The sequence below is a fragment of the Candidatus Poriferisodalis sp. genome, assembly GCF_965208485.1.
Taxonomy (GTDB): domain Bacteria; phylum Actinomycetota; class Acidimicrobiia; order Acidimicrobiales; family Poriferisodalaceae; genus Poriferisodalis.
Genome location: NZ_OZ242344.1, coordinates 14,274 through 38,293, shown reverse-complemented (window position 1 = coordinate 38,293; position 24,020 = coordinate 14,274). Strand labels below are relative to the sequence as shown.

The 24,020-nt window shown below is 65.9% G+C and carries 24 protein-coding genes and 1 tRNA gene; 14 read left to right on the top strand and 11 right to left on the bottom strand.

What is annotated here, in order from left to right:
* Positions 1 to 40 precede the first annotated feature (40 nt).
* Positions 41 to 123: transfer RNA gene (locus ACOGXQ_RS00245), tRNA-Leu, on the bottom strand.
* Between the two features lie 198 nt (positions 124 to 321).
* On the opposite strand from ACOGXQ_RS00245, the gene fabD reads away from it, so the two are divergent.
* The 5 genes from fabD (at position 322) to ACOGXQ_RS00220 (ending at position 4,969) form a co-directional block, all read left to right on the top strand.
* On the top strand, positions 322 to 1,506 hold the full coding sequence (gene fabD, locus ACOGXQ_RS00240) for an ACP S-malonyltransferase (RefSeq protein ID WP_419945481.1): 1,185 nt from the start codon (positions 322 to 324) through the stop codon (positions 1,504 to 1,506).
* A 28-nt stretch (positions 1,507 to 1,534) separates the two neighbouring features.
* Complete coding sequence (locus tag ACOGXQ_RS00235; protein ID WP_419945480.1) at positions 1,535 to 2,500, top strand: beta-ketoacyl-ACP synthase III; 966 nt, start codon at positions 1,535 to 1,537, stop codon at positions 2,498 to 2,500.
* A gap of 48 nt (positions 2,501 to 2,548) precedes the next feature.
* Positions 2,549 to 3,283, top strand: coding sequence for a 3-oxoacyl-ACP reductase FabG (fabG, locus tag ACOGXQ_RS00230; RefSeq protein WP_419945479.1), 735 nt, complete (start codon positions 2,549 to 2,551; stop codon positions 3,281 to 3,283).
* Positions 3,284 to 3,557: 274 nt separating this feature from the next.
* On the top strand, positions 3,558 to 3,791 hold the full coding sequence (gene acpP, locus ACOGXQ_RS00225) for an acyl carrier protein (protein WP_419945478.1): 234 nt from the start codon (positions 3,558 to 3,560) through the stop codon (positions 3,789 to 3,791).
* Positions 3,788 to 4,969 (top strand): beta-ketoacyl-[acyl-carrier-protein] synthase family protein, encoded by a 1,182-nt coding sequence (locus tag ACOGXQ_RS00220; RefSeq protein ID WP_419945477.1) that lies wholly within the window; start codon positions 3,788 to 3,790, stop codon positions 4,967 to 4,969. Before acpP ends, ACOGXQ_RS00220 begins: the two co-directional genes overlap by 4 nt.
* 60 nt (positions 4,970 to 5,029) lie before the next feature.
* Here ACOGXQ_RS00220 and ACOGXQ_RS00215 read toward each other — a convergent pair whose 3' ends face one another.
* Both ACOGXQ_RS00215 and ACOGXQ_RS00210 read right to left on the bottom strand, forming a co-directional pair.
* Entirely contained in the window at positions 5,030 to 5,290 is a 261-nt protein-coding gene (locus ACOGXQ_RS00215) for an HNH endonuclease signature motif containing protein (protein WP_419945476.1), read from the bottom strand.
* Between the two features lie 221 nt (positions 5,291 to 5,511).
* Entirely contained in the window at positions 5,512 to 6,678 is a 1,167-nt protein-coding gene (locus ACOGXQ_RS00210) for a serine hydrolase domain-containing protein (RefSeq protein WP_419945475.1), read from the bottom strand.
* Positions 6,679 to 6,856: 178 nt separating this feature from the next.
* Between ACOGXQ_RS00210 and ACOGXQ_RS00205 the strand changes: the two genes are divergently transcribed.
* Entirely contained in the window at positions 6,857 to 8,188 is a 1,332-nt protein-coding gene (locus ACOGXQ_RS00205; protein WP_419945474.1) for a CapA family protein, read from the top strand.
* Between the two features lie 112 nt (positions 8,189 to 8,300).
* On the opposite strand, the gene ACOGXQ_RS00200 is transcribed toward ACOGXQ_RS00205, so the two are convergent.
* Positions 8,301 to 8,720, bottom strand: coding sequence for a CoA transferase (locus ACOGXQ_RS00200; protein ID WP_419945473.1), 420 nt, complete (start codon positions 8,718 to 8,720; stop codon positions 8,301 to 8,303).
* A 144-nt stretch (positions 8,721 to 8,864) separates the two neighbouring features.
* Between ACOGXQ_RS00200 and ACOGXQ_RS00195 the strand changes: the two genes are divergently transcribed.
* Positions 8,865 to 9,332, top strand: coding sequence for a PPOX class F420-dependent oxidoreductase (locus ACOGXQ_RS00195; RefSeq protein ID WP_419945472.1), 468 nt, complete (start codon positions 8,865 to 8,867; stop codon positions 9,330 to 9,332).
* A gap of 117 nt (positions 9,333 to 9,449) precedes the next feature.
* Here ACOGXQ_RS00195 and argG read toward each other — a convergent pair whose 3' ends face one another.
* Positions 9,450 to 10,850, bottom strand: coding sequence for an argininosuccinate synthase (gene argG / locus ACOGXQ_RS00190; RefSeq protein ID WP_419945471.1), 1,401 nt, complete (start codon positions 10,848 to 10,850; stop codon positions 9,450 to 9,452).
* Positions 10,851 to 11,076: 226 nt separating this feature from the next.
* Between argG and ACOGXQ_RS00185 the strand changes: the two genes are divergently transcribed.
* From ACOGXQ_RS00185 to ACOGXQ_RS00175, 3 genes are all read left to right on the top strand, one after another.
* The gene (locus ACOGXQ_RS00185) at positions 11,077 to 12,237 is read left to right on the top strand and encodes a M20 family metallopeptidase (protein WP_419945470.1); all 1,161 of its coding nucleotides are present in this window, start codon (positions 11,077 to 11,079) and stop codon (positions 12,235 to 12,237) included.
* 160 nt (positions 12,238 to 12,397) lie between these two features.
* Complete coding sequence (locus ACOGXQ_RS00180; protein ID WP_419945469.1) at positions 12,398 to 14,023, top strand: hypothetical protein; 1,626 nt, start codon at positions 12,398 to 12,400, stop codon at positions 14,021 to 14,023.
* Between the two features lie 71 nt (positions 14,024 to 14,094).
* The gene (locus ACOGXQ_RS00175) at positions 14,095 to 15,369 is read left to right on the top strand and encodes a Fic family protein (RefSeq protein ID WP_419945468.1); all 1,275 of its coding nucleotides are present in this window, start codon (positions 14,095 to 14,097) and stop codon (positions 15,367 to 15,369) included.
* On the opposite strand, the gene ACOGXQ_RS00170 is transcribed toward ACOGXQ_RS00175, so the two are convergent.
* The 3 genes from ACOGXQ_RS00170 to ACOGXQ_RS00160 form a co-directional block, all read right to left on the bottom strand.
* Positions 15,353 to 15,784, bottom strand: a complete 432-nt coding sequence (locus ACOGXQ_RS00170; RefSeq protein ID WP_419945467.1) for a type II toxin-antitoxin system VapC family toxin — start codon at positions 15,782 to 15,784, stop codon at positions 15,353 to 15,355. The two genes, ACOGXQ_RS00175 and ACOGXQ_RS00170, sit on opposite strands and share 17 nt — an antisense overlap.
* Positions 15,781 to 16,077 carry a transcriptional regulator gene (locus ACOGXQ_RS00165; RefSeq protein WP_419945466.1) on the bottom strand — a complete coding sequence of 99 codons (297 nt, stop codon included), beginning with the start codon at positions 16,075 to 16,077 and terminating at the stop codon, positions 15,781 to 15,783. Before ACOGXQ_RS00165 ends, ACOGXQ_RS00170 begins: the two co-directional genes overlap by 4 nt.
* A gap of 308 nt (positions 16,078 to 16,385) precedes the next feature.
* Positions 16,386 to 16,970 carry a hypothetical protein gene (locus ACOGXQ_RS00160; protein WP_419945465.1) on the bottom strand — a complete coding sequence of 195 codons (585 nt, stop codon included), beginning with the start codon at positions 16,968 to 16,970 and terminating at the stop codon, positions 16,386 to 16,388.
* 393 nt (positions 16,971 to 17,363) lie between these two features.
* Between ACOGXQ_RS00160 and ACOGXQ_RS00155 the strand changes: the two genes are divergently transcribed.
* Positions 17,364 to 17,855: a hypothetical protein gene (locus tag ACOGXQ_RS00155; protein ID WP_419945464.1), complete on the top strand. Its 492-nt coding sequence runs from the start codon at positions 17,364 to 17,366 to the stop codon at positions 17,853 to 17,855.
* A gap of 75 nt (positions 17,856 to 17,930) precedes the next feature.
* Here the strand turns inward: ACOGXQ_RS00155 and ACOGXQ_RS00150 are convergent, their stop codons facing one another.
* The 3 genes from ACOGXQ_RS00150 to ACOGXQ_RS00140 all read right to left on the bottom strand — a co-directional run bounded on the left by ACOGXQ_RS00150 (position 17,931) and on the right by ACOGXQ_RS00140 (position 20,668).
* A complete protein-coding gene (locus tag ACOGXQ_RS00150; RefSeq protein WP_419945463.1) occupies positions 17,931 to 19,082 on the bottom strand; it encodes an amidohydrolase family protein in 1,152 nt (383 codons plus the stop codon).
* 133 nt (positions 19,083 to 19,215) lie between these two features.
* Positions 19,216 to 19,998, bottom strand: a complete 783-nt coding sequence (locus ACOGXQ_RS00145; protein ID WP_419945462.1) for an alpha/beta hydrolase — start codon at positions 19,996 to 19,998, stop codon at positions 19,216 to 19,218.
* A 10-nt stretch (positions 19,999 to 20,008) separates the two neighbouring features.
* The gene (locus ACOGXQ_RS00140; protein ID WP_419945461.1) at positions 20,009 to 20,668 is read right to left on the bottom strand and encodes an O-methyltransferase; all 660 of its coding nucleotides are present in this window, start codon (positions 20,666 to 20,668) and stop codon (positions 20,009 to 20,011) included.
* A gap of 164 nt (positions 20,669 to 20,832) precedes the next feature.
* Here ACOGXQ_RS00140 and ACOGXQ_RS00135 point away from each other — a divergent pair, with 164 nt between their 5' ends.
* From ACOGXQ_RS00135 to ACOGXQ_RS00125, 3 genes are read left to right on the top strand one after another with little or no spacing between them, the layout of a single operon-like run.
* Positions 20,833 to 21,147, top strand: coding sequence for a hypothetical protein (locus ACOGXQ_RS00135; RefSeq protein WP_419945460.1), 315 nt, complete (start codon positions 20,833 to 20,835; stop codon positions 21,145 to 21,147).
* 38 nt (positions 21,148 to 21,185) lie between these two features.
* Positions 21,186 to 23,336 carry a DEAD/DEAH box helicase gene (locus ACOGXQ_RS00130; protein WP_419945459.1) on the top strand — a complete coding sequence of 717 codons (2,151 nt, stop codon included), beginning with the start codon at positions 21,186 to 21,188 and terminating at the stop codon, positions 23,334 to 23,336.
* On the top strand, positions 23,323 to 24,012 hold the full coding sequence (locus tag ACOGXQ_RS00125) for a DUF2290 domain-containing protein (protein WP_419945458.1): 690 nt from the start codon (positions 23,323 to 23,325) through the stop codon (positions 24,010 to 24,012). Before ACOGXQ_RS00130 ends, ACOGXQ_RS00125 begins: the two co-directional genes overlap by 14 nt.
* The last annotated feature ends 8 nt before the right edge of the window (positions 24,013 to 24,020 follow it).

Below are 24,020 nucleotides of genomic sequence, written 5' to 3'. Positions count from 1 at the left end.
CGAAACTGACTGTCTCGTGAATTCGCTGTGTCATGTGGAGTGCCCGGGGCGGGATTCGAACCCGCACGCCCGCGAGGGCAGAGGATTTTGAGTCCCCCGTGTCTGCCGTTTCACCACCCGGGCAACAGGCCGCATCAGCGTACCCAAGGACCCGAGCGGCCCGTGAGCCCGTCGCACCAAGAACGGGAACAAGAGCGGGGCGATCGCTGCATTGTCGCTCTCGGCCCGTATGGGCACCTACCCTTTCGGGAAGTTCAGTTCACCGCGCCGCTGCCGGGACATCGACCCGGCTTCTGTATCTGGTGTTCCGGGGGAGGCCGAGTGCTCGCATTCACATTCCCGGGCCAAGGCTCGCAACAGCAAGGCATGGGTGCAGCGTGGACAGCGCACGAGTCGTGGGAACTCGTCGAAGAAGCATCAGACTCCTGTGGGCGCGATGTCGAAGCGCTGTTGCTGGAGGCCGACGCAGACGAACTGCGCCACACACGCAATTCGCAGCTCTCGACCTTCGTGCTCTCGATGGTCGCGCTGGACGCAGTCGAGCGGACAGGCGCCACGTTCTCCTCTGCCGCCGGTCACTCGCTGGGCGAATACAGCGCACTGACGGCGACCGGCGCCTTGGCGTACGACGATGCTGTTCGACTGGTGGCCGAGCGGGGCGAGGCGATGCAGATCGCCGCCGACGAGCACGAGGGAACCATGGCGGCTGTGCTGGGCATCGACGACAACCTCGTCGCCGAGGCATGCGACGCCACGCAGGGCGATGTCTGGGTTGCCAACTACAACGCGCCCGGTCAGGTCGTGATCGCGGGCGCTCCAGATGCAGTGGCGGTGACGGGCGATGCTGCCAAGGAGGCCGGCGCGAAGCGGATCATGCAACTCCCGGTCGGCGGTGCCTTCCACACGCCGTTCATGCTGCCGGCGCGGGATCGGCTGCGCAAAGCGCTAGCCGAGGTCGAGATCCGCGCCCCGAGCGTGCCGGTCGTGGCCAACATCGACGCGAAGCCGCGTGACAGTGCCAACGAGTGGCGCTCTCTGCTCGCACAGCAGCTCATCAGCCCCGTGCTGTGGCGGGCCAGCCTGTGGTCATTGGCGGACTCGGGCGTCACCACCTACGCCGAGCTCGGCCCCGGCAAGGTGCTGACGGGCATGACCAAGCGCACCCACAAGAGCGCAACCGCTCTGTCGGTGAGCACCCCTGCGGACATCGACACGCTGATGGAGGCGCTGGCCGTCGATGCCCCCGCAGCGCCGACCGTGCTGGGCGGCGAGAACCTCTACGTCACCGAGCGGCTCATTGTCAGCCCTTGCGCCGGCGTCTTCACGCTTGCCGCCGACGTGAGCGGCGGCCAGCAGATCAGCGTCGGCGATGTCATCGGGCATGTCGCCGGGGAGGAAGTGCGGTCTGCGTTCGCGGGTACTGTCATGGGGATCATGGCCACCGAGGGCGAACGCGTCACCGCACGGCAGCCTGTTGCGTGGCTGCGCACGCCAATCCGCAACTGAACGGCGGCACCTGAATGGGAGGCCACACATGACGCTCACCGTGAGCAGCGCATCCAGCGCACGCATTGTCGGCATCGGGACGGCGCTCGGCGAACGTGTCCTCACCAACGAAGACCTCGCAGAGATGGTCGACACGTCCGACGAGTGGATCATCGAGCGCACGGGTATCAAGCAACGCAACATCGGCGGCACGACGGCCGGCTTGGCTGCCACTGCTGGAGCAGCCGCGATGGAAGCAGCCAACGTCGACCCGTCCAGCATCGACATGCTGATCCTGGCCACCACCACGCCGGACCGATGCATCCCGGCGTCGTCGTCCCGAGTGCAGGAATCCCTCGGCCTCGACTGCGGAGCCATGGACGTCAACGCTGCCTGCTCGGGTTTCGTGTATTCGCTGATTGCCGCCCACGGCATGATCGCCATGGGTCACGAGCGGGTGCTGGTCATCGGCGCCGAAGTGCTGTCGCGCGTCACCGACTGGACTGACCGGGCCACATGCATCCTGTTCGCCGACGGCTCGGGCGCCGCCGTGCTGGAACGCAGCGAGCAGGGTTCCGACCTGTTGGGCTGGCATGTCTCCAGCGACGGCTCGATGGAAGAGCACCTGTACTGCGAGCACGACGGGTACATCCAGATGGCAGGCCAGGCAGTGTTCAAGAAGGCAGTGCTCGTCATGGAGGAATCGGCCCGCCAATCGATGAAGCAGGCCGGGTTGACCGCCTCCGACATCGATGTCGTGGTTCCGCACCAGGCAAACGTGCGCATCGTCGAGACTGCCTGCAAGCGTCTCGGCATCCCCTACGACAAGGCCGCAATGGTCATCGAACGTACCGGCAATACGTCCTCCGCATCCATTCCCCTGGCACTCGAAGATGCCGTGCGCAGTGGCCGGATCAACGAAGGAGATCATGTGCTGCTCGTCGGGTTTGGCGCCGGCATGACATCGGCCTCGGCATTGCTGCGCTGGTCTGGTGCCCCGGGGCGCGCTGTGTGACCCCGCGCCGTTGAACACACTCAGACGTGCCCCCGAACTCACGAGTCCATGAACTCCCCCGCAGCGCGTGACAACGAGTCCCGAACGGTGCTGGTCACCGGCGGCAGCCGCGGCATCGGACTGGCCACGGCCCGGCTGTTCGCCGACCGGGGCCATCGTGTGGCGGTCACCAGCCGCACCGGCGCCCCCGATGACGACCGGCTTCTCTGGGTTGCCTGCGATCAGGCCGACAGCGACGCGGTGGACGCCGCGTATCAGGCCGTCGAGACAGAGCTGGGCCCGGTGGAGGTCCTCGTCGCCAACGCTGGCATCACCCGCGATCAGCTCGTGCTGCGTATGTCGGACGAAGACTTTGCCGCGGTGGTCGACACCAATCTCAACGGCGCGTACAGGATGGCCAAGCGTGCCGCCCGGCCGATGCTGAGAGCCCGCTGGGGCCGACTGATCTTCGTGTCCTCGGTAGTCGGGCTCTTGGGGTCGGCCGGCCAAGTCAACTACGCCGCGTCAAAGGCTGGACTGGTCGGCATGGCGCGCTCGCTGGCGCGCGAGCTGGGTTCACGCAGCATCACGGCCAACGTGGTCGCACCAGGACCGGTCGCCACGGAGATGTTCGGCGCCTTGAGCGACGAGCAGCGGGCAGCCATCACTGATGCTGTTCCGCTCGGCCGGGTAGCCGATCCCTCCGAGATCGCTGCCACGGTGACGTTTCTGGCCTCGGACGAGAGCGCCTACATCACGGGCGCGGTGATTCCGGTCGACGGCGGCCTCGGAATGGGCCACTGAGCCCCGACGCAGCGATCGCGCCAGACCACGGCCGGCGCATTGCGGCGATGGCTTCGGGGCGCGATGCCAGCAGGGCCCGAGGCTCAGGAGCCGCGCAGGCAGCCTGAGCCTTCCCGTACTCGCACTCATTGCTTCCCGCTCTTGCTCGCCGCGCTCACGGACCGCTCGGGCCACGGCTTCGCCTGTCGGCTCAGCCTCTCCGGGCCGTACACTTCGCACTCGCACGGTCGTCGGGGACTCGTGCCGGTGACCACCCACACACGAGGTGAACAGCATGAGCGACACGTTGGATCGATTCCGGGACTGCGCCGTCGAGGTGCTGGCCGTGGATGCCGCCCAAGTCACGCCCGAGGCCAGCTTCGCTGATGATCTCGATGCCGACAGCCTGGATCTCGTCGAACTGGTGATGGCTCTGGAAGAGGAGTTCGACATCAGCGTGGACGAGGAAGAGCTGGAAGGCGTCACCACCGTCGCCCACGCAATCGAGCTGGTCGAATCCAAGCTGTGAGCTACAGCCGGCGAGTAGCGGTCGTCGGCCTAGGCGTCGTCTCGTGCGCCGGATCCGGCGTGGACGGCTTCTGGCAGGGCCTGAACTCCGATCCGCCAGAAGGCGAACGCCGCATCGTCGACTTCGACCCCGCTCCCTTCTACGAGAACGCCAAAGAGGCCAGGCGAGCTGATCGGTCGGTGCAGCTCGGCATGGCATCTGCTGCGCAGGCGATGGCCGAAGCCGGCGAGATAGCGTCGGATCCTGATCGTTGCGGGGTCATCTACGGCACGGGCGTCGGTGGCCTGCAGACCTTCGAAGACCAGGTGCAGGTGCTGGACCGCAAGGGGGCTCGCCGGGTCTCGCCCTTCATGGTTCCGATGATGATGCCCAATGCGCCTGGGGCTGCGATCTCGATGAAGTACGGACTGGCCGGCCCCTGCGAAGTGATCACCACGGCCTGCGCTGCGAGCACACACGCTGTCGGCTACGCAGCGCGGCTCATCCGCTTGGGCATCGCCGATGTGATCGTGGCTGGGGGTTGCGAGTCGGTCATGACGCCGGTCGGCACCGCTGGCTTCGCGAACATGACGGCCCTGTCCACCAGCGGCCTCTCGATGCCGTTCGACAAGAACCGCGACGGCTTCATGATGACCGAAGGCGCGGCCACGCTGGTGCTCGAGGAATGGGAGTCGGCGGTGGCACGAGAGGCCACCATCTGGGGCGAAATCCTGGGCACGGCCTCGAATGCCGACGCGCACCACATCACGGCGCCCGCCCCAGGCGGCGCAGGGGCGCTGCGCTGTATGCAGCTCGCTATCGGCGACGCCGACCTGGAGCCGCGCGACATCGTGCACGTGAACGCGCACGGCACCTCCACCCCGCTCAATGACGCGGCTGAAGCCGAGGCGCTCAACAAGCTGTTCGGCCCCAACGGGCCGCTGGTGACCTCCACGAAGGGCGTCACCGGTCACGCACTGGGAGCCGCTGGCGCCTTGGAGACCATCGCCGTGCTGCTGTCGATGCGGCATCGCAAGATCCCGCCCACTGCCGGCTGGACCACGCCTGATCCTGAGCTTGCAGAGTTCCGGCTGGTCACCGGAGCGGCAGCCGACTGGGAACCCGGTCCGTCGCTCAGCAACTCGTTCGGCTTCGGCGGCCACAACGGCTGCCTGGTGATCGGCCCGCCGACCGTCTGAGCCGACGGACTGCGCCGACGGGCGAAGCCCAGCAGAGTCCCAGTTCCCCTTTCCCCCGCTTCAAGCTGACTGCCATTCGCGTTGGGGCGTGAAGTCGCGATACCAGTCGTTGTGGGGGCCGCGTCGCAGGGTGGCCTTGATGTCGTGGAGTTCGCCGTGGCAGCGGAAGCACAGCAACGCGAGGCTGTCGATGTCGATGGGTCCGCGTGCAGGCTTCTTCCGCGGAATGACGTGATGGGCTTCGCACCATTGGGGTGCGAGGTCGCACAGCACGCAGCGCCGGTCGCGGGCGACCAAGGCACGCCATTGCGCGTCGGTCACGGTGCGCACCCCGCCGAGCCGCCCCTGCACTACTGTCGATCACTGAGCCTCCGTTCGCAGTCGGGATCACAACAGACCCCACACTGCCACGGAGGCTCAACCCATCACGGGAACCGAACCGTCAACAGAGCAGCAAGACCCGCGACCACACCTGCCACCGAGCGCCTGCACGCAGCCGCATTTGTCAATAGCGGAAGCGAGGTCAAGTCGCGGAGCCCTCGCTACAGGCTGTCGTAGGCGGCTGTTTCGATGGCTTCGTACAGCCCGTACGAGCGAGGATCGGCGAATGGCACCTGCTGGCTGATGTAGCAGCCGGCCACCTGGTTCTGCAGGTCGATCCAGAAGTACGAGTTGGCGAGTCCTGCCCACATGAGTCCGCCGGCAGGACGCCCGGTCGGTGCCGGCTCCTCGTTGATCTGGAACGTCAGGCCCCACGACTTCTCGACGCCGGGGAAGAACTCGGCATCAAAGGAGAACGGCGGGGCGGCCGTCGGGAGCATGGTGACTCGCAGGTCGCCCATCGCATTGGTGACCATCTGCGCATGGGTGTCGGGCGAGACAATCTGATTGCCGTTCAGACTGCCGCCGTTCAGCATCATCGTCAGGAAGCGGCAGTAGTCGTCGACAGTGGAGTACAGCCCACCGCCGCCCATCTCGAACTCTGGCTCCTGGAGGATCTCGAACGGCATCTCGAACAGCGAGCCGTTCTCGTCGCGGGTGTGCATCGCCGACTGGCGGGCGCGCATGTCGTCGGTGATCTTGAATGCCGTGTCAGACATGGCAAGCGGCTCGAAGATGTTCGCCGCCATGTACTCGCCCAAGGTCATGCCGGAGACCGCTTCCACCATCTGACCTGCGTAGTCGATGCCTGTGCCGTAGAACCAGCGCTCACCTGGGTCAAACAGCAGCGGGATCCGGAGCGTGGCCTTCTGACACTCGATGACGCCCGGCGTTCCTGTGGCCTCCTCGTACTGACCGAGCTCGGGGCTCCAGATGTCGTATCCCATGCCTGCGGTGTGCGTCAGCAGGTGACGCAGGGTGATGTCGCCGTTGCGCGGCCGGGTGACCGGATTGCCGTCGTCGTCGAAGCCGGTGAGCACGTCGAGCTCGCCGACCAGCGGCAGCACGTCCGCCGCCGGGCCATCGAGCGAGAGCTTGCCCTGTTCGACGAGCTGCATCGCTGCGGCGCCGGTGACGGCCTTGGTCATCGATGCGATCCAGCAGACGGTGTCCGAACTCATCGCCACGTCGCTGTCAGCACCGCGGGTGCCGGCGGCAGCCGAGCAGATGTCGCCGTCGGCCCCGATGACCTTGGCGACCGCCCCGACCACATCGCCGTCGGTCACGCCTTGGTCGAGGATTTCCTGAACTGTGTCTCCGAGCGCCATGTGAGACCTCCTTGATCTGCCGGATGCAGTGCCGGAACGGGCTTGTTGCGACCCTGCGAGCGCGACGCTAGTTCGGCGGTCGCATGGCGGACGCCCGCGGCAGGCTGCGCCGGACGCGTCGGCACGGGCGTCATCGGGCGCAGGACGCCCGAACTGCGTCGGCCGTACGCTCGACCCGATGGTGAAGCGGCCGCTCGTTGCATCCGGCATCGCGAGCCTTGCCGTGCTGGCGATGGCGTGCAGCCCCACCGGCATCGAGGTGGCGCCTCCCCCGCCATCGGGCACCTCCGCCCCCGCTGCCATGCCGCCGCCGACCGCCGAAACGGCGCTCGCTGACCCGCTTGGGGGCCTGCGCGCCGACTCGACATCGGCCGCGGCTTCCCGAGCGCCTACGACTGCGCGGGCCAGAGCAACCGCGTCAACGACGCTTGCCGCACCAGCGACCACAACGGCGCCGGACCTCTCCTGGACGCTGCTGGCAGGCGGGGATGTGCTGATGGACCGCAGCGAGGCCGCAGACATCGATCCGTTCGCCGGCATCGAACCCCTGCTCTCGTCGGCTGATATCGCGCTGGTCAACGTGGAGATGGTCATCAGCGAGCGTGGCGAGCCCGTCCAGGACAAGAAGTTCACCTTCCGGGCGCCGCCGTCGGCCGCTGCGCGCATCGCTGCGGCCGGCGTGGACGTCGCCAGCCTGGCGAACAACCACGCCGCCGACTACGGGCCGGAGGCACTGCTGGACACGGTCGACTTGCTGGAGGCTGATGGCGTGATCGCTCTCGGCGCGGGAGCGACCAGCCCCGACGCCTACCGGCACCGTGTCATCGAGGTGCGCCCTGGCGTGCGGGTGGCATTTGTCGGTGCCTCGATGGTGGTCCCGCACGGATTTGCTGCCACCCAGACGCGCCCGGGCATTGCCTCTGCGTACCAGCAGGAGCGGGTACTGGCGAGTGTCAGGACCGCAGCCAGCGAGGCCGACGTGGTGATCGCGGTCGTGCACTGGGGCATCGAGCGCATGACCTGCCCAGACAGTCGCCAGCGTGACTTCGCATTCCAGCTCCTTCGCAGCGGCGCCGATGCCGTTATCGGCCAGCATCCGCATGTGCTGCAGCCGGTCGTGCTCGATGAAGGGAAGCTGGTCGCCTACTCGCTGGGCAACTTCGTGTGGCACCACCGGACAGGGATCACCGGCGACACAGGAGTGCTGCAGATCGACTTCGACGGCGCCGAGATCGTGAACTGGTTATTCTACCCGCACCTGCTCGATGTCCACGGCGCGCCGGTGCCCGCTGCGGACGGAGCGCGAGCAGATCGGATCGTCGACATCGTCTCCGGCAACTGTGCTCGCCACCAGCCACCCCCGACATCTGCCGCTCCGGAGACCGAGACAGACACTGGGGACGACGCCGAGACCGAGGCGAAGACAGAAGCTGAGAGCGAGGCGGCATCGGAGACAGAGTCAGGTGAGGAACCTGATCCTGGGTCTGAGGGTGAGGCAGGCGACGGGTGAGTTGATCAGCCGAGCACTTCGGTTGCGGCGAGATCGGCGACACGGTCGGCGTCGTAGCCGATGTCGATGTAGCAGCCGGCGCCGGCGCGATCCCGCCGTTCCAGCGCAGCCATCAACGACGCCACGATGACCCGCGGCGCCAGGAATCGGTGCAGGGGCCGTAAGGACCGGCGGGACCACGGTCACCCAGCCCGTGATCTCGTAGGAGCCGGCAATGGCAGCCGCCATGAATCCGTACCCCCGCGAGGCTGGAATAGGGGCCGCTTTGGCCCAGCAGCGAGCTCGACAGCATGATGAGCCGGGGGTTGACAGCCGAGAAGGCTTCGCAGCCATAGCCCATGCGCTCTGCGGCGCCCGGCGCCCACGACTCGATGGCGATGTCGGCCCAGCGGATCAGATCCTCGACCACCGGCCGGGACTCGGGCTTGCTGAGGTCCAGGCTGAGGCTGCGCTTGCCCGCGTTGTACACGCCGTAGCCGACGCTGTTGTCAGGATGCGCGTCCTCATCGACGAACGGATTGACCGTGCGCATGGTGTCGGGCCGGCTCTCGGTCTCGACCTTGACGACAGTGGCCCCATAGTCGGCCGGGATGTGCCCGCCGAGGGCGTGGCGGTGCCTCAGCGCACGACATCGGCGAGACTGCCCGAGCTGCTGGAGTGACCTGAGGAGGGCCAGATGGTCTCGATCGCAACCGACCGTGTAGTGGAGCGCGCAGAGCTGCTCGAGTTCGTGCGAGAACGCCACCACGGCGTACTGCTGACAACACGGCGCGACGGCCGCCCCCAAGCATCGCTGGTCACCATGGGCATCAGCACCGACGGCGACGCGGTGCTGGTGAGCAGCTACCCCGACCGGGCCAAGTCGGTGAACCTGCGGCGCAATCCCCAAGCCTGGGTCGTCGTGATGTCCGACGCATGGAGCGACGAGTGGGTGCAGCTCGAATGCCATGGCGAGGTGCTGGATCTGCCCGAGGCCATGGACGGTCTGGTGGAGTACTTCCAGGTGATCAGCGGCGAGCATTCCGATTGGGACGACTACCGCGAGGCGATGCACCGCCAAGGCAAGGTGCTGCTCCGGCTCCGTATCGAGAGCTGGGGCCCGATCTCGAAGGGCGGCTTCCCCGCCCGCCTCGTCTCCGAATAGCGGGATCGCCCGCGACGCGCCTGGCTCGCGGGTCCGCAGGCCTACCGGATCTGGACGATGCTTCGTGAACCAAGTGCGCCTCACTCCGATCGGCCATCTTGCGGCAGCTCAACCCGATCAGGTGTCGAGCTCGGCGAGTCCGCCGGGCCCCAGGCGACCCGCGTCCCGGTACGCCGCCAGCTTGTCCCGGCTGTCGGCGATATCCAGGTTCGCCATGGTCAGCTGACCGATGCGATCGGTTGGACCGAACACAGCGTCCTCCACCCGTTCCATTGACAGCCGGTCCGGCTCGTAGGTCAAGTCCGGGCCGGTCGTATCCAGCACCGAGCAGTCGTCGCCGCGACGCAACCGCAGCGTGACCTCGCCGGAGACGGACGAACCCACCCAGCGCAGCAGCGAATCGCGCAGCATCAGCGCTTGGGGATCGAACCAGCGGCCCTCGTACAGCAGCCGGCCCAGGCGGCGACCCATGGTGCGATAGTTGTCGAGCGTGGCCTCGTTGTGAATCGCTGACAGCAGCCGCTCGTACGCGATGTGCAGCAGCGCCATGCCCGGGGCTTCGTAGATACCGCGCGACTTGGCCTCGATGACGCGATTCTCGATCTGATCGCTCATGCCCAGCCCGTGCCGGCCGCCGATGGCGTTCGCTTCGAGCACCAGCGCGATGTGGTCGCTGCCCTCCGCGCCGTCTGAGTCGAATGTCCGGTCGCCGATGGCAGCCGGCCAGCCGCCGGCGAAACGGATCGTCACGTCCTCGGTCTCGATGCGGACCGCAGGGTCCCAGTGCGCCACGCCCATGATCGGCGCGACGATCTCCATCGACGTGCCCAAGTCCTCGAGTTGCTTGGCTTCGTGGGTAGCGCCCCAGATGTTGGCATCGGTGGAGTACGCCTTCTCCGTGGGATCCCGATACGGCAGGCCGCGCGACACCAAGAACTCGCTCATCCCGGCACGGCCGCCCAGTTCGTCCACGAACGCGGCGTCCAGCCAAGGCTTGTAGATGCGCAGACCGGCGTTCACCAGCAGGCCGTAGCGGTAGAAGCGCTCGATGTCGTTGCCCTTGTAGGTCGAGCCGTCGCCCCAGATGTCCACGCCGTCTTCAGCCATCGCGGCCACGAGCATCGTGCCGGTCACTGCGCGGCCGAGCGGCGTGGTGTTGAAGTAGGTGCGACCGGCGGTCGAGATATGGAATGCCCCGCACTGCAGCGCCATCAGGCCCTCACGCACCAGCTCGGCACGGCAGTCCACCAGGCGCGCCGCCGCTGCTCCGTAGTCGAGGGCCCGCTGCGGCACCCCCGCCAGGTCCGGTTCGTCGTATTGACCGAGGTCGGCCGTGTAGGCGCACACCTGCGCGCCTCGCTCGGTCATCCACGTCACCGCGGCGGACGTATCCAGCCCGCCGGAGAACGCGATGCCGACCCGCTCCCTCACCGGAAGCTCGGCCAGCACGCGCAAGCCGCCGATCGCACCAGCGGTGTGTGCCGATGATCCGGCAGCGGGCTCAGCTTCATTCGACATGGGCGCTAACGGTACGGCCTTGGTCCCCGAAGCTTGCACGGTGGCGAATCCACTTTCACGAAGCGGTCTCGCCAATTGGCGAATGCTGACCGGTCCAAGGGCCGCATGCGCTGCACGATCAGACAGACGTGAGGGCAGACAGACGTGAGGGTTCGCCAGCGGGCAGACCAGCATTCGCGGCACTGCCATCACGCTGCGCGTACGCTCCGCCACGGAGAGGTGACTCATGAGCGACGGCACTGCGACAGGGCAGTCGATAGCTGAGCTGCTGAGCGAGATGGTGCGCATCCCGAGCGTCAACCCGCTGCACCACGGACCACGCTCGGGCACCGCCGCCGAAGCCGACATGGCCAACTGGGTGGCCGGAAGAGCGGCAGCCCTCGGCGCCGAGGTAGAGCTCTGCGAGGTCGAGTCCGGCCGGCCCAATGTGTATGCCCGCTTCGCCGGTCAGACCGAGAGAATGCTCGCCATTGACGTGCACCTCGACACTGTCGGCGTCGAGCACATGGAGGGCGATCCCTTCGACGGCCGCATCGGCGAAGGACGAGTCTGGGGGCGAGGTTCTGTCGACACTAAGGCGACCATGGCCGTGGTGCTCGCCGTGTTAGGCGAGATGATTGCTGCCGGTCGCCGGCCGATGTGCACCATCGAACTGGTGGGCACGGTGTCGGAGGAAGGCGGCGGCCTGGCTGGTGCGGGTGCGTACCGAGACCGCTTGCTGGAGCGAAGCGAGCGCCGGGAGCAGATTGTCGTCGCCGAGCCGACGATGTGCGTCCCGGTGTACGGCCACAAGGGCGGACTCGGCCTCGAAGTCGAGGTCGAGGGGCGTGCAGCACATTCCTCCAAGCCCCACCTCGGTATCAATGCCCTCTCCGCAGGCGCCCGGATCATCGCCGCCATCGACGCCGAGCAAGCACGCTTGGCGAGCCAGCGCGAGGTCGGCGTGCTCGGGGCCGGCACGGTGTCGGTCAACGAGATGAGCGGCGGGCGTGCTCGCAATATCATCCCCGACCTTTGCGAGCTGTACATCGGCAGGCGCATCGCCGACGGCGAGGACTGCCAGACCGAATTCGCCCGCCTCACCGAGCTGGTGCGCGCCGCAGCGCTGCCGGCGCGGGCGAAGATCCAGCTGGCGAACGACATGGGCGAGAACGCCTTCTTTCAAGCCCCCGGAAGCGATCTGGTCACGGCGCTGGCACAAATGTCAGGCAACAGCCCCGCCGTGGCCGACTTCGGCACGAATGCGCTGCGCTACGGCGAGGTAGCCGACCAGATCGTGGTATTTGGCCCGGGTTCCATCGATCAAGCCCACCAGGCGATCGAATGGGTCGAGATTGCGGAACTCGAACGCGCCGCCGACGTCTACCGCCAACTGCTCCGGCGCTAGCAGGATGCTGAAGTATGCGGGTGTGGCCAAAGGTGCAAGCCCCTGAGCTGCGGATTTGTATTCGGCAACTGCCCGAGAACCGACCTTTTTAGCACCCTGCTAACCCCAGATTCACCGGTAGCGGGGTCATGTCCGCTTTGCCATTGAGACCCTCAACCGGGTGCGCCGGCTCGCCCCGGGCGCGGAGCTAACGGTCCGCGCGGACGCGGGGTTCTTCTCATGGGACCTGATCGACAAGCCCACAGAGAACGACACAAGGTTCTTGGTCGCTGTCGCCTCGAACCCCGCCATCGAGCGGGCCGTCGCCGCGATCGGCGACCGGGGCTGGACCCCGATCGGCTACACCGACGACGGCGAGGCCCAAGTCGCCGAGACGACGCTGATCAGCGCACGCCGACCCAACCGCAAACCGGCGCGCGCGGTGTGCCGTACCCGCCTCGTCGGCGACCAGGCCGAGCTGTGGCCGAGCTGGCAGCACCACACGTTCGTCACCGACATCAGCCACGACGAGCTCGACACCAAAGCAGCCGACGCCGCCAACCCCACACCACCGGTGGATCTGGGCTTAGGGTGCTCCGTCATGGAGAACCCCGGCGCGGCAGGCGACGAGCACGACTTCGCCGCTGATCGACACCGCTGCGAGCGATGGTTCGTCCGTAGAGGCCTGCCGCACCTGATACACGACTACTCCGCAAGTGCCGATGTGCTCACCCGTGCCGCACCATTTCTGGCGCTCGTGGTGTTCGTCGAGTTCTTCTTCGTGTTCGGAGATCGGTGGACCGGCTGGGCCCAGGCAGCCGTCTTCGCAGTGGGCCTGGCGGTGCTGACAGGGGTCGTGGCGCTCGTGAATCTCTTGCGAGGACGACGGCTGTGGCAACTCCCCGACCGGTTCGGCGTCTGGGAGGTGCTGGCGTATCTCGTGCTCGGCGCCGTCTTCGCCGGGCTGGGATCTTCCGACTCGGTCATTGTCGATGCCGCGTTCGCCGCAGGCCTGAACGCGGTGCTGCTGATCGGCGCCTACGTGGTGACCAGCTGGGGCCTGCTGCCGATGGTGCGATGGTCGGTGGGTCAACTCTGGCGTCAAGTGGGCCAAGTCATGACGCTGCTGGCCAAGTCGCTCCCGATCCTGCTGGTGTTCTCGGCGTTCATCTTCCTGAATGCCGAGATGTGGCAGGTGGCCAACGACTTCACGCTGCCGTTCTTCGGGATGGTTGCCCTGCTGCTGGTGGCAGCCGGAGCGCTGTTCGTCATCATCTCGGTACGGCGCCTTGCCGTGGACATGGCCCGCTTCTCGTCGTGGGCCGATGTGCGCTCTCGCTGTGCGGACACGCCCATCGCGAGCTTGGTCCCGGCGGATGATGCCCCGGCGCCGGATTCGCCGCCCCTGGGACGCCGGGCACGATTCAACGTCAGCCTGCTGCTGTTCGTGGCCCAGAGCATCCAGATAGCGCTGGTGGCGGTGATCGTCACGTGCTTCTACGTGTTCTTCGGCGTGTTCACCGTGCGAGAGAGCACCCTGCTGCAGTGGACCACGCTGAGCCAGCTCACCTGGGAAGACTCGTGGGTGGTGAGTCTCCCGCTGTGGAGCGGGGAACTGCTGTTCAGCCGCCAGCTCGTGATGGTGGCAGCCTTCATCGGGCTGTTCTCCGGGCTGCAGTTCGCCGTCTCGGTCGTGCTCGATTCCAGCTACCGCTCAGAGTTCGCGGAGGACATGACCGACGAGCTGCGCGAGGCCCTCGCCGTGCGAGCCGTCTACCACCGAACCCTCGTCCCCGAAACGCCCTGACGCAAATCTGACTCTTTGCGTCAGAAAACCGAACTATGCGTCGCAAAGATGTGCTCTGTACGCTCGGATGCATGGGGCGGAAGGTGCCGCAGAGGTACGTCTACTGGTTTCGCGGCTCTCAGCAGACAGACAACTACGAGGCGTATCTGCCCGACCGGCTCGTTGGATGGTCACCAAGATTCGGGATTGAGACAGCCGTGAGGGCCCAGGAAGCCGCCGCCCGCCTCGCGTCGGTCAGCGCAGCCGTTTCGCGCGCACCTGAAGCGGCGCTCTGCCTTGCGCGAGCGGACGGCATCGCCTCAAGCCGAATCGAAGGCATCATCGCGTCGCTGAAGGAGGTGTCGCTGTGGGATACCAAGCGCTCGCGCCCTGCGGACCCCCCGAGCGGCAACCTCGCCGAGGGGGCCGCGCAAATCGCCGCAGAGGCTCACAGGATTGGATTGGACCGCAGCAGATCGATGCGGACAGATGATCTGTGCGCCATGCACAAGACGCTGTTCAAGGGAACGGTTCAAGAGTTCAACCCGGGTCAGTTCCGCACCGAGCCGGTATGGGTTGGCAACCGGGCCGTGAGCCTGCCGAGTCGAGCTCGGTTCGTGCCGCCGCCGCATGCCGACGTCCCGGCGCTCGTTGACGATCTCACCGCATGGGCGAGCAGCCGGCAGTGCGTCGCCGCTGGCGGACCGGTCGGCGCGGCCGCCGTCGCACACGCACAGTTCGAGACCATCCACCCGTTCGACGACGGCAACGGGCGAGTCGGGCGAGCGTTCATCCATGCATGCCTCGCTCGCCACACGACGTACCCGGCACCGCTGCCGGTAGCCGCCGCAATCGACGCCCGCAAGGCCGCCTACATGGACGCTCTTGCCGCATTCGACGGGTACCTCGGAACTCCTGACGCCGAAGAACGCTCTTACGCAGCAGCGGTGATGATCGAGTGGATGTCGACAGCCGTTGAGGTCGCGTGCGCGTATGCCGAGACGATCGTCGCCGCAGTCGGAACATGCAGCCAGCAGGCCGCCGCCATGCGCCCCGGAACAGCACAGCGCGCAGTCGTGGAGCAGCTCATTGCCGCTCCTGCCGCGACCGTCCCTGACATCGCCGCGCGTCTTGGATTGTCCGCCAGGAGTGCGCAGCGCGCAGCACGCCAACTCGAGGCAGACGGCATCGCACGCGTCACGCACGACCGCAGCCCCGGCGCCCCACTCATTGTCGAGATCCCCTCGCTGCTGGACCTCGTGGACCGCCGCGCGGCACTGCTCAACGCTCTGTGGCAACAAGCCGACGATGGACACACCCCGGACGCCGCGCAGTTCTCCGTAAGCGCGCTCACCACAGGAGGATGAGGCCTTCGACGACGGCAGCGTCATTGAGTTGCTGATCGAAACAACCGAACCGACAGCTGCCGACGATACGAGTCACGGCAATTGCCGATGCAAGCTGAACCGCGTCATACGCCCGCAGCGGGTGGCGAGCGACGAGCTCGATTGCGGAGGAGAGGATGTCGTTTCCCACCTCAATGAAGCCGGCACCGCTTGTCGCGGATGCGGGGGACATGTCGGCGAGAAAACGTCGGCAGAGGAGCTGAGCATCGGCTGCGGAGAGTTGGCCTATGCGGTGTTTTCGCCAGAGCGCAGCGGGCACTTCGACGGAGGCCAAGTCGCTAGCGATGACCGGTTCTGAGACGGCCTGCACCAAATCGCTGCCCGGCTCATCCGCGTAGCGCTTGACAAGCGCTGACGAATCGAGGAACGCCGTCATCGATTGGCGCGTACCAGTTCGGACAACGGTGTTCCTTGACCAGCCCGTTGGCGCGCTGCGGCAACTGCTTCATCGTCGGGCGGCACCACATCGCCGGCCTCGAAATCAGAGAGAAGGCCAGCGAGCCTGAGACGCGCTCTGATCTCCTCGATCTCGTTCGACGAGAGCGCAGGGTCCGTCGCGGCCTGTGCAAGCCGGGTGAGGTACTCGTTCATCGATACACGCAGGGTCTGAGCGCCTGCTTTCACCCGAGCAACAAGTTCATCGTCTGCTCGCCAGGTGATCTGCTGCATGACTGCATGCTAGCAGTCATGCAGTCATGCTTGTGAAGACCGGATGCTTGCTCGTCATTCGATCACGTCATCCGATCATCGAGAACTCGCTCACGTTCCTGATGGGGTGCCACAAGCAGCGAAGCACCCGCGGCCGCCGGCGGCAAGAGCATCCGAGTCCACCGCGGCCGCCGACGAATGCACATCTGAGGAAATACTTGAGGGTCTTCGCAGGATTGCCGAGATGTGTGCCGACGCCCGCGACCCCCAGATCATGGCTCGCGCGTGGCGGTAGCGGGATAGCTCGCTCTCGAATCGACCCAGTGAGGTCAGCCAGACCCAGCTGACGGCGGCGCGTCGCCGTCGGTCTCGCCGTCAAACGCATCGGCCAACCACCGCAAGCGCTGAGCAAGCAGATGGGGTGATGTGGTCGGAACGTACCGGTGCGCGCCTTCGTCGACGAGATCAAGTCCGTCGAACCACGGTGTCGCGAGCAGGCCCAGCGCCGCCTCGACCTCCGCGAGCGACGCCGAGATCCCTTGGCCAGTCAAGGCGAACTGCACAACCGGCGGAATGGCTGTCCCTGCATTGCTGTCGTCGATCTCAGAGACGGCCCGAAACACGCCACACAGCAAGTCACGCAGCCGTCTGTGCTGTTTTCGGGCCTCCTCGAGCGGCCGCAGATCGACCTCGCCGCCTGCGGGTCCGCCAGCGGCATCAGCGAACAATCGCTGGAACTCACGCGCGGCCAGAGGCATCTCATCTTGATCGCGGACGAGCTCTGCGAGCCTCGCCGAATCGAGCACTCCAATGCTCTCGTCTCGCGCGTAGTCGAGCAGCTGGCCCGCCGGTCCCGGTCCGACGATCAGCGCATAGTCAGCACCGTGTTGACCTCGGTGCTTCTTGATTGTCATCAGGTCGACTTGATTTGACGTGAGGCGACCATTGCCGACGGCCTTGACTTCGACAACGGCAGCGAAGCTGCGCGAGGCCGAATCCGTATGGCCGCTCGCCCCCGTGATGCAAGCGCCTTTGACCAGCACATCAGTCTGCCCGGCACCAGAGAGCTGTTTCGCTTCAAGCCCCAAGAAGACAAATGCGTCGCGGACGGCGGTCTCAAATTCCTTATGCCTGGCGCCATCACGCGACAGACGTGCGAGTCGTTGAGCGATCTCATCCGCCGTCGCTGATGGGGATACCGAGGTCGAGGGTCGCCTCGTGTCGATCTTGGGTGGCTTCGGTGGGAGAGGTCCGTCGTCGGAAGTCGGTTGACGCGGCTCATCGGAGGTGGAGTCCGTAGTCGGCGGATGCAAGTCGATGCGTTCCAGCAGCGCCAGACCGGCATCAGTCGCCTGGTATTGCCAACCAGGCAGCAACTGAGCCATGCCCGTAGACCTCAACCAACCGAGCCGAAATCCCACTTGCGCGGACTTCTTCCAGGTAAAGCCGAAGCAGCGGTTGGCTACCTGACGCAAGGACTCTTTCGATTGGGGAACGCGAATCTCGTCAAGCAGTTCGCCGACGAACTTTATGTTGGCGTGCATCGCAGCGAGGATGAGCTCGGCCCGCTGAGATTCGCGCCATCGAATGACCGGTGCCGTCGGCGCGACGCCGATTGCAGCTTCCCGGAGAAGTCCGTACTTGAATACCGCATCGATCCGGCTGCTCGCGTTCTTCTCCGACAAGCCGTACTGCCGGCGATACCGCGCCTTAAGTTCAACCTTGGTCAACTGATTGGATCGGCAGGTTTCCACGATCCACGTCAAGGCATCCAAGTACTGCTCAGTGCCGCCAGCTAAGGGCAGTACTCCGCCATCGCGCTCGTCCCACGGCTTGACCGGGGGCAGGTCTGCGGCGAAGTCGTCCGACAAGAGCTACGAAAGGCCCATGAAGCGGCGGGCGTTGGTGTAGACGACCTCGTCGCGCAGGGCGCTTACCTCATCGTCGAAGCCCGCGAAAGTCTCGTTGAGCTCGGCCAGGGCGCCGGGGAAGGTGCAGTCGTAGTGGGGGTAGTCCGATCCCCACACGACGGTGTGCGCCAGGCCCATTGCGGCGACCTGCTCGAAGGCCTCGCCCTCCCCGGCCTCCATCGTCACGAAGCACTGCTCGGAGAAGATCTCTGTGGGATCGCGCTTCAGCCGTGGCACCAGGTGGCCCATGGCCTCCTTGTGCTCGTCGAGGCGGTCGAGCCAGTAGGGCAGCCAGCCCAAACCGGACTCGAAGAAGCCCACCCGCAGCATCGGGTGATCGTCGAGCACGCCGGAGGCCACCATCTCCATCACCGAGGCCATCTGCTCGAACGGGTGGCACACCATGTGGACGTAGAACTGGTTCTCGTAGCGGGTCTTGGCGAAGCTCGGCATGGATGAGCCGAAGCTGCCGTGGATGCCCACGGTGAGGTCGTGGTGCTCGGCAGCCGACCAGACACGGTTCATGTCGTCGGAGAACAGCTCGAGGCCGTGATACCTCTCGGGCCGGAACGTGATGCCGGTCAGCCCGGCATTCGCGACCTCTTCGATCACCGCGACCGCCCCGTCGACCGACTGCAGCGGGCAGACGCCCATGCCGAACAGCCGGTTCGGGTCCTCCGAGCAGAAATCGGTCATCCAGCGGTTGTAGGCACGGGCGTTCTCGACGGCGACCGCGGGGTCGTTGATGTCTCCCGAGATCAGCATCAGCGAGGGGAACATGAGCGCCGCGTCGAGACCCTCGTCGTCCATCACCGACAGGCGGGCTGCCGGGTCGTAGCTGCCGGGCACGATGTCGTCCCACGTGACCTTGGTGCCGTATGCGTGGGGGATGCAGGCCGGCGCGATGCCGTTGCGCAGCTTCTTCCCCTCGGCGAACGCGGCGTCACTGCCGTCGTCCATGATCCGGCACTGCATGATCAGGTCCCGATACTTGGGATCGGCGTATTCCTCCCACACCGAGGTCGGCTCCGCGATGTGTGCATCCGCGTCGTACACCGGCACCGTTCCGTTTGATGCCAGTGGTCCAGCACTCTTGCGTTCCTGCGTCATGGCCATGGGTGGGCCTCCCCCGTCGTCCCCGATACGACGCGCCCATTCTGCCTCACCCCCAACAACAGCGCAGCCTGACCGCGGCGCACCCGGGCGCCTGCGGAGACGTCGATGCCACCGCACAGGCGGCGACCGAAGATCAGTCGGCGTAGACAACCCGCAATCCGCGGCTGACTGCGGGACCGACGACGGTGTTGTGGTTCTCGCCCGGGAACACGTGCCAGGTCGAGTCGATGTTGCGGTAGCCGCGGGCCGAGAACTGGTCCCAGAATCTGGCCTGCGGCGAGTACTCGTCGGTCTCGTGCTCCCCCATCGACATGAACACCTTGACGGCAGGGTCGCCGCCGGCCTTGGCGTGCTCTTCCTCGAGGCGGAACATGACCTCGTAGTCCCACCACACCGACGGGCTTGCCAGCAGGTAGCGGGCAAACATGTCAGGCGCGTTGAACAGCACATGCAGGCCGAACAGCGCCGTGAACGAGTGGCCGACGTACGTGGTCTCGCCGACGTGGTAGCGCTCGTTCAGCAACGGCAGCACGTCATCGGCGAGCCATTGGCGGAACGGCTCGGCCTGACCCGTCTCGGCGGCGGGCGCCCGGATGCCGGTCATCGGGGGGGCCTCGGCCGGCGTCACCGTGTAATCGATGGCTCGCAGGTCGAGCATCTCGCGCATGTCGGGCGTGTCGTGAGCGATGCCCGCAACCACGCAGCGCGGCGTTTCCCTCGACATCGAGAGGATCCGGGTGGTGTCCACTGCGGTGCCGAACGTCCACGGCGCATCGCAGCACACCACCAGCGGGTAGGGGTTGGTCGCGTCGGGTCGGTAGCCCATCGGCAGCGCCACCCACACTTGGTAACTCCGAGCGACGTCGCTCCGGTACAGGACGTGCGTGTCGATCGGCCAGGCACCCGAGTCAGCCACGGCCGGGATGCTATTGCCGGCGGCTGATCATCGTCAGGCCGTCACCGATCGGCAGCAGCACCGCGCTCGTTCGCTCGTCAGAGGCAACGTGGGCGTTGAAGGCTCGCATCGCCTCGGTGCCGTCGTCATCCCGGCCGGTGTCGGCGACTGCCCCGCCCCGCAGCACGTTGTCCACCAAGATCACCCCTCCCGGCGACAGGCGGCCCACGATCTCGTTGTAGTAATCTGGGTAGCTGGACTTGTCGGCATCGATGAAGGCCAAGTCGACCTGCGGCTCAGCCGGCAGCGCGCGCAGCGTGTCCAGCGCCGGCCCGATGCGCAGGTCAATGCGGTCAGCCACGCCAGCCCGCTCCCAGTAGCGACGGGCGACAGCAGTCCACTCCTCCGAGACATCGCAGCAGATGAGCTGGGCGCCAGGCTCGAGTGCGCTGGCCACACAGAGCGCCGAGTAGCCAGTAAAGGTGCCCACCTCCACAGCCAGCCGGGGCCGCAGCGCCGCTGTCAGCACCGTCATGAAGGCTCCCTGCAGGGGGCCGATCTGCATGCCGGAAACCCGGCCGAGCGACGCCGTCTCGGCAATCAGCTCATGTTGGACGGCGGTCGGCTGCAGCGAGTGGGCGGCCGCATAGAGCGCAGCTTGTTCCTCCACGAACGCCGAGTCCCGGGACACGCAAGCGAGGCTATGGCCGCCACTTGGCCCCCGTGTCGTCTGCTTTGGCCGCGTACGCCGCGCAAGAGGAGGCAGTGAGCAGAGGAGGCAGTGAGCAATTGACAGCATGATGGGACCATCCGCCGTATACCCATCGAAACGCGGAGTGCAGCGGGGCTCCGGAGGTGTCGTCGCAGGGGCAGATAAGCCTCCCGGCGGCGACGCGTCACCGCAGGGGCCTGAACGAGGGCGGCGACATCACCCACCTCGATCTCGGCGGCGTGCTGCTGCCGATGCCAGGCAACATCGGACACCTGCGCGCCGAGTTGCTCGACACCGTCACGCGCGGCATCTCGACAGACGCGACGGCCAGCCTGGGGATCCTGAACTGGCCTAGCAGGATCACGCGTGGGCGACCGCCGCCGGACTGTCGCATCCGGCCACGCACCGCCAACGGCTGCCATGAAAATCCGGGGCGAAGGTTGATGCACCCGTCGTAGTGTGAGCGCGGCAGGTACTCGGGAGAAGGATCCACGACATGCCGCTTGAGGTCGTGTACGGCGAGAGCCGCAATCGAGCGATCGCCCAAGCACTCGCCGTGCAACTGCAGGCGGCCGTGGCGGAGGGCACCGTTTACCTCGGCTACCCAGTGCTGGCCACGGCTGATGAGCGCGTTGACGTAGACGCCCTGTTGGTGAGTCAGTCTCACGGACTCGTCGCGTTCCTCTTGGCTGAATCGTTGCCATCGTCTGACGCAGAGTGGACCGGAGTCATCGCTGAGCAGGACCGACTCTTTGCAATCCTTGAGAGCCATTTGAGTCGCCATGAAGGTCTTCGGGCAGGGCGGCGCGTTGCGATTCGCCCCGAAACGGCCACCGTCTTTGCGGACACTCCGCCCGATCCGGCACCGGGCCACGCCGAGGGCTTCTACGGCTCGATGGAAACCGTCTTGGACTGGGTGGTAGCGCTCCCGCCGATCGATGCGGAACTTGAAAGAAACCTGCAGGCAGCGCTGCAGCGAGTCACGACCATCAAGCCGGCTAAGAAGCGAACCGCTGTTGCAAGGGGTCATTCTCGGGGTGCCATCCTCAAGGAAATCGAGCGCGGCATCGCGAACCTAGATCGATGGCAGAAGAAGGCCGCTATCGAGAGTCCAGAGGGGCCACAGCGCATTCGCGGCCTCGCCGGATCTGGCAAAACCGTCGTTCTGGCCCTCAAGGCCGCCTACTGGCATTCGCAGCATCCGGACTGGCACATCGCGCTGACCTTCTACTCACGCGCGCTGTACCAACAGATCAGCGACTTGGTAACCCGCTTCACGTTCGAACACATGAACGACACGCCCGATGAGAGTCGGCTACAGATCGTCCACTCGTGGGGATCGAGCGCCCAAGCCGGCCTATACAGCCTGATCGCGTCCGAGCTTGGCGAGCCGGCGAGGGACTGGTCGTACGCGAGCGGAAAGTACGGGATGGATGGGGCGTTCGCAGGCGTATGCAGCGAACTACTCGATGCCGCTAGCTCATATGACGTGCGACCGATATTCGATGCCGTGCTGATTGACGAGGCGCAGGATCTGCCGCCTGAGTTCTTCCAACTCGTGTATCTCTTCACTAAGCGCCCCAAGCGGATCGTCTGGGGCTACGACGAACTGCAGAAGCTCTCAGAAGCGGCAATGCCCACCACCGACGAGCTGTTTGGCACCGGCCCAAACGACGAGAGCTTGATCAGCCTCGATGCAGCCGAAGGAAGACCCCAACGCGACATCGTTCTCCCGGTCTGCTACCGAAACACCCCGTGGGCGCTGGCGACCGCCCATGCGCTCGGCGTCGGCGTCTACCGCCAAGAGGGATTGCTCCAGCATCCCGACGAGCCGACGCTCTGGCAAGACGTCGGCTACGACGTCGTGCATGGGCACCTGGCACCTGGGTCACAGGTGACCTTGGAGCGTTCAGACGAGAGCTACCCGGCCTACTTCCCGGAGCTACTCGCTGCGCAAGACGCGGTCGAAGTTCGATCTTTCTCGACCCGGGACGAGCATGACGCGTGGATCGCCAGCGAGATCACGCGCAACCTGACTGAAGACGAACTCGAGCCAGACGACATCCTGATCGTCCTTCCCGACTCCTACCGGGCGAAGTCCCGGGCACCGCACCTGATGCGGCAACTCGGCCGTCGAAGCATTGAGTCTCATCTGGCTGGGGTCAACAGCAGCGCCGACGAAGTGTTTCGGCCCGACTCCGTGGCGATAGCGCACATCTACCGCGCCAAAGGCAATGAGGCACCGATGGTGTATGCGGCCGACAGCCAGCACGCCAACGGCCAATTCAACGCAGTCACGAGGAGAAACAGCCTGTTCACGGCCATCACGCGAAGCCGCGCTTGGGTCCGCATCACCGGCTGGGGCGAGCAGATGGACCCGATTCACCGCGAGGTCGAGGCCATCTTTTCCAAGAACTTCCAGCTCGGATTCACCATTCCGACGGGTGCGGAGCTAGAGAATCTGCGGCATCTTCACCGTGACCGGCCCGAGAGCGTGGAGAAGTCGCTCCGGAAAGCGACCGAGGGCCTCTCAGTGTTCCTCGAGGCGTACGACCGCGGGGAACTGGACCCGCTCGACCTCCCGCCAGCGCTCCGGACCCGACTGATTCTCAGCCTCCAATCTGACCCCCCCGATGTCGACCGTTAGAGCCATCGCAGAGCAAGTTCGCAATGCGCTCGACTACGTGCGGGATGCGGAGATCGCACAGTTCACGACCGAGGTCTCGATGAGCGCGACCGCTGTGGCCTGGCACCCTCTCGACCGCAAGGGTGCATTCGTCGAGAGCTTCGGACACCCGACTATCGACCAGTACGCGACATGGCTGGCGAACGGCGACTACTCGGCCCTGCTCTATGACGGCAGCCTCATCCAGATCTCCTACTGGGTGGAGGAGGGTGATGTGTCACGGCATCGACTGGCCTACTTTCCATGCCCGTATGACCTCGACCTCGACCTGCTCAAGCAGGGGACCCCCGTAGCCGACATCGTCGAGTCCTACCGAGGCTCGGAAGCAGTCTTACGTTCGCCCATGCGCTTTGACTTCGACCATGAAGCAGCGGGTCCGAGACACCCCGCGAGTCACTTCACGATCAATGGCACCAGCTGTCGGATCGCGTGCGTCGCGCCGCTGCACGTCATGCGATTTCTCGACTTCATCTTTCGCCAATTCCATCCGCAGCTCCACGCTGCCCACCGTCGCTTCTTCGCAACAGCGCATGCGCAGCACATAGGTCGGCGTTCGCTTGGGGATGGCGATTACCGGCAACTTCATTTGGCGTGGGATGTCCATGCAACGGCGACGGGGGGCACGATCGGCAGGTAGCAAGCGAG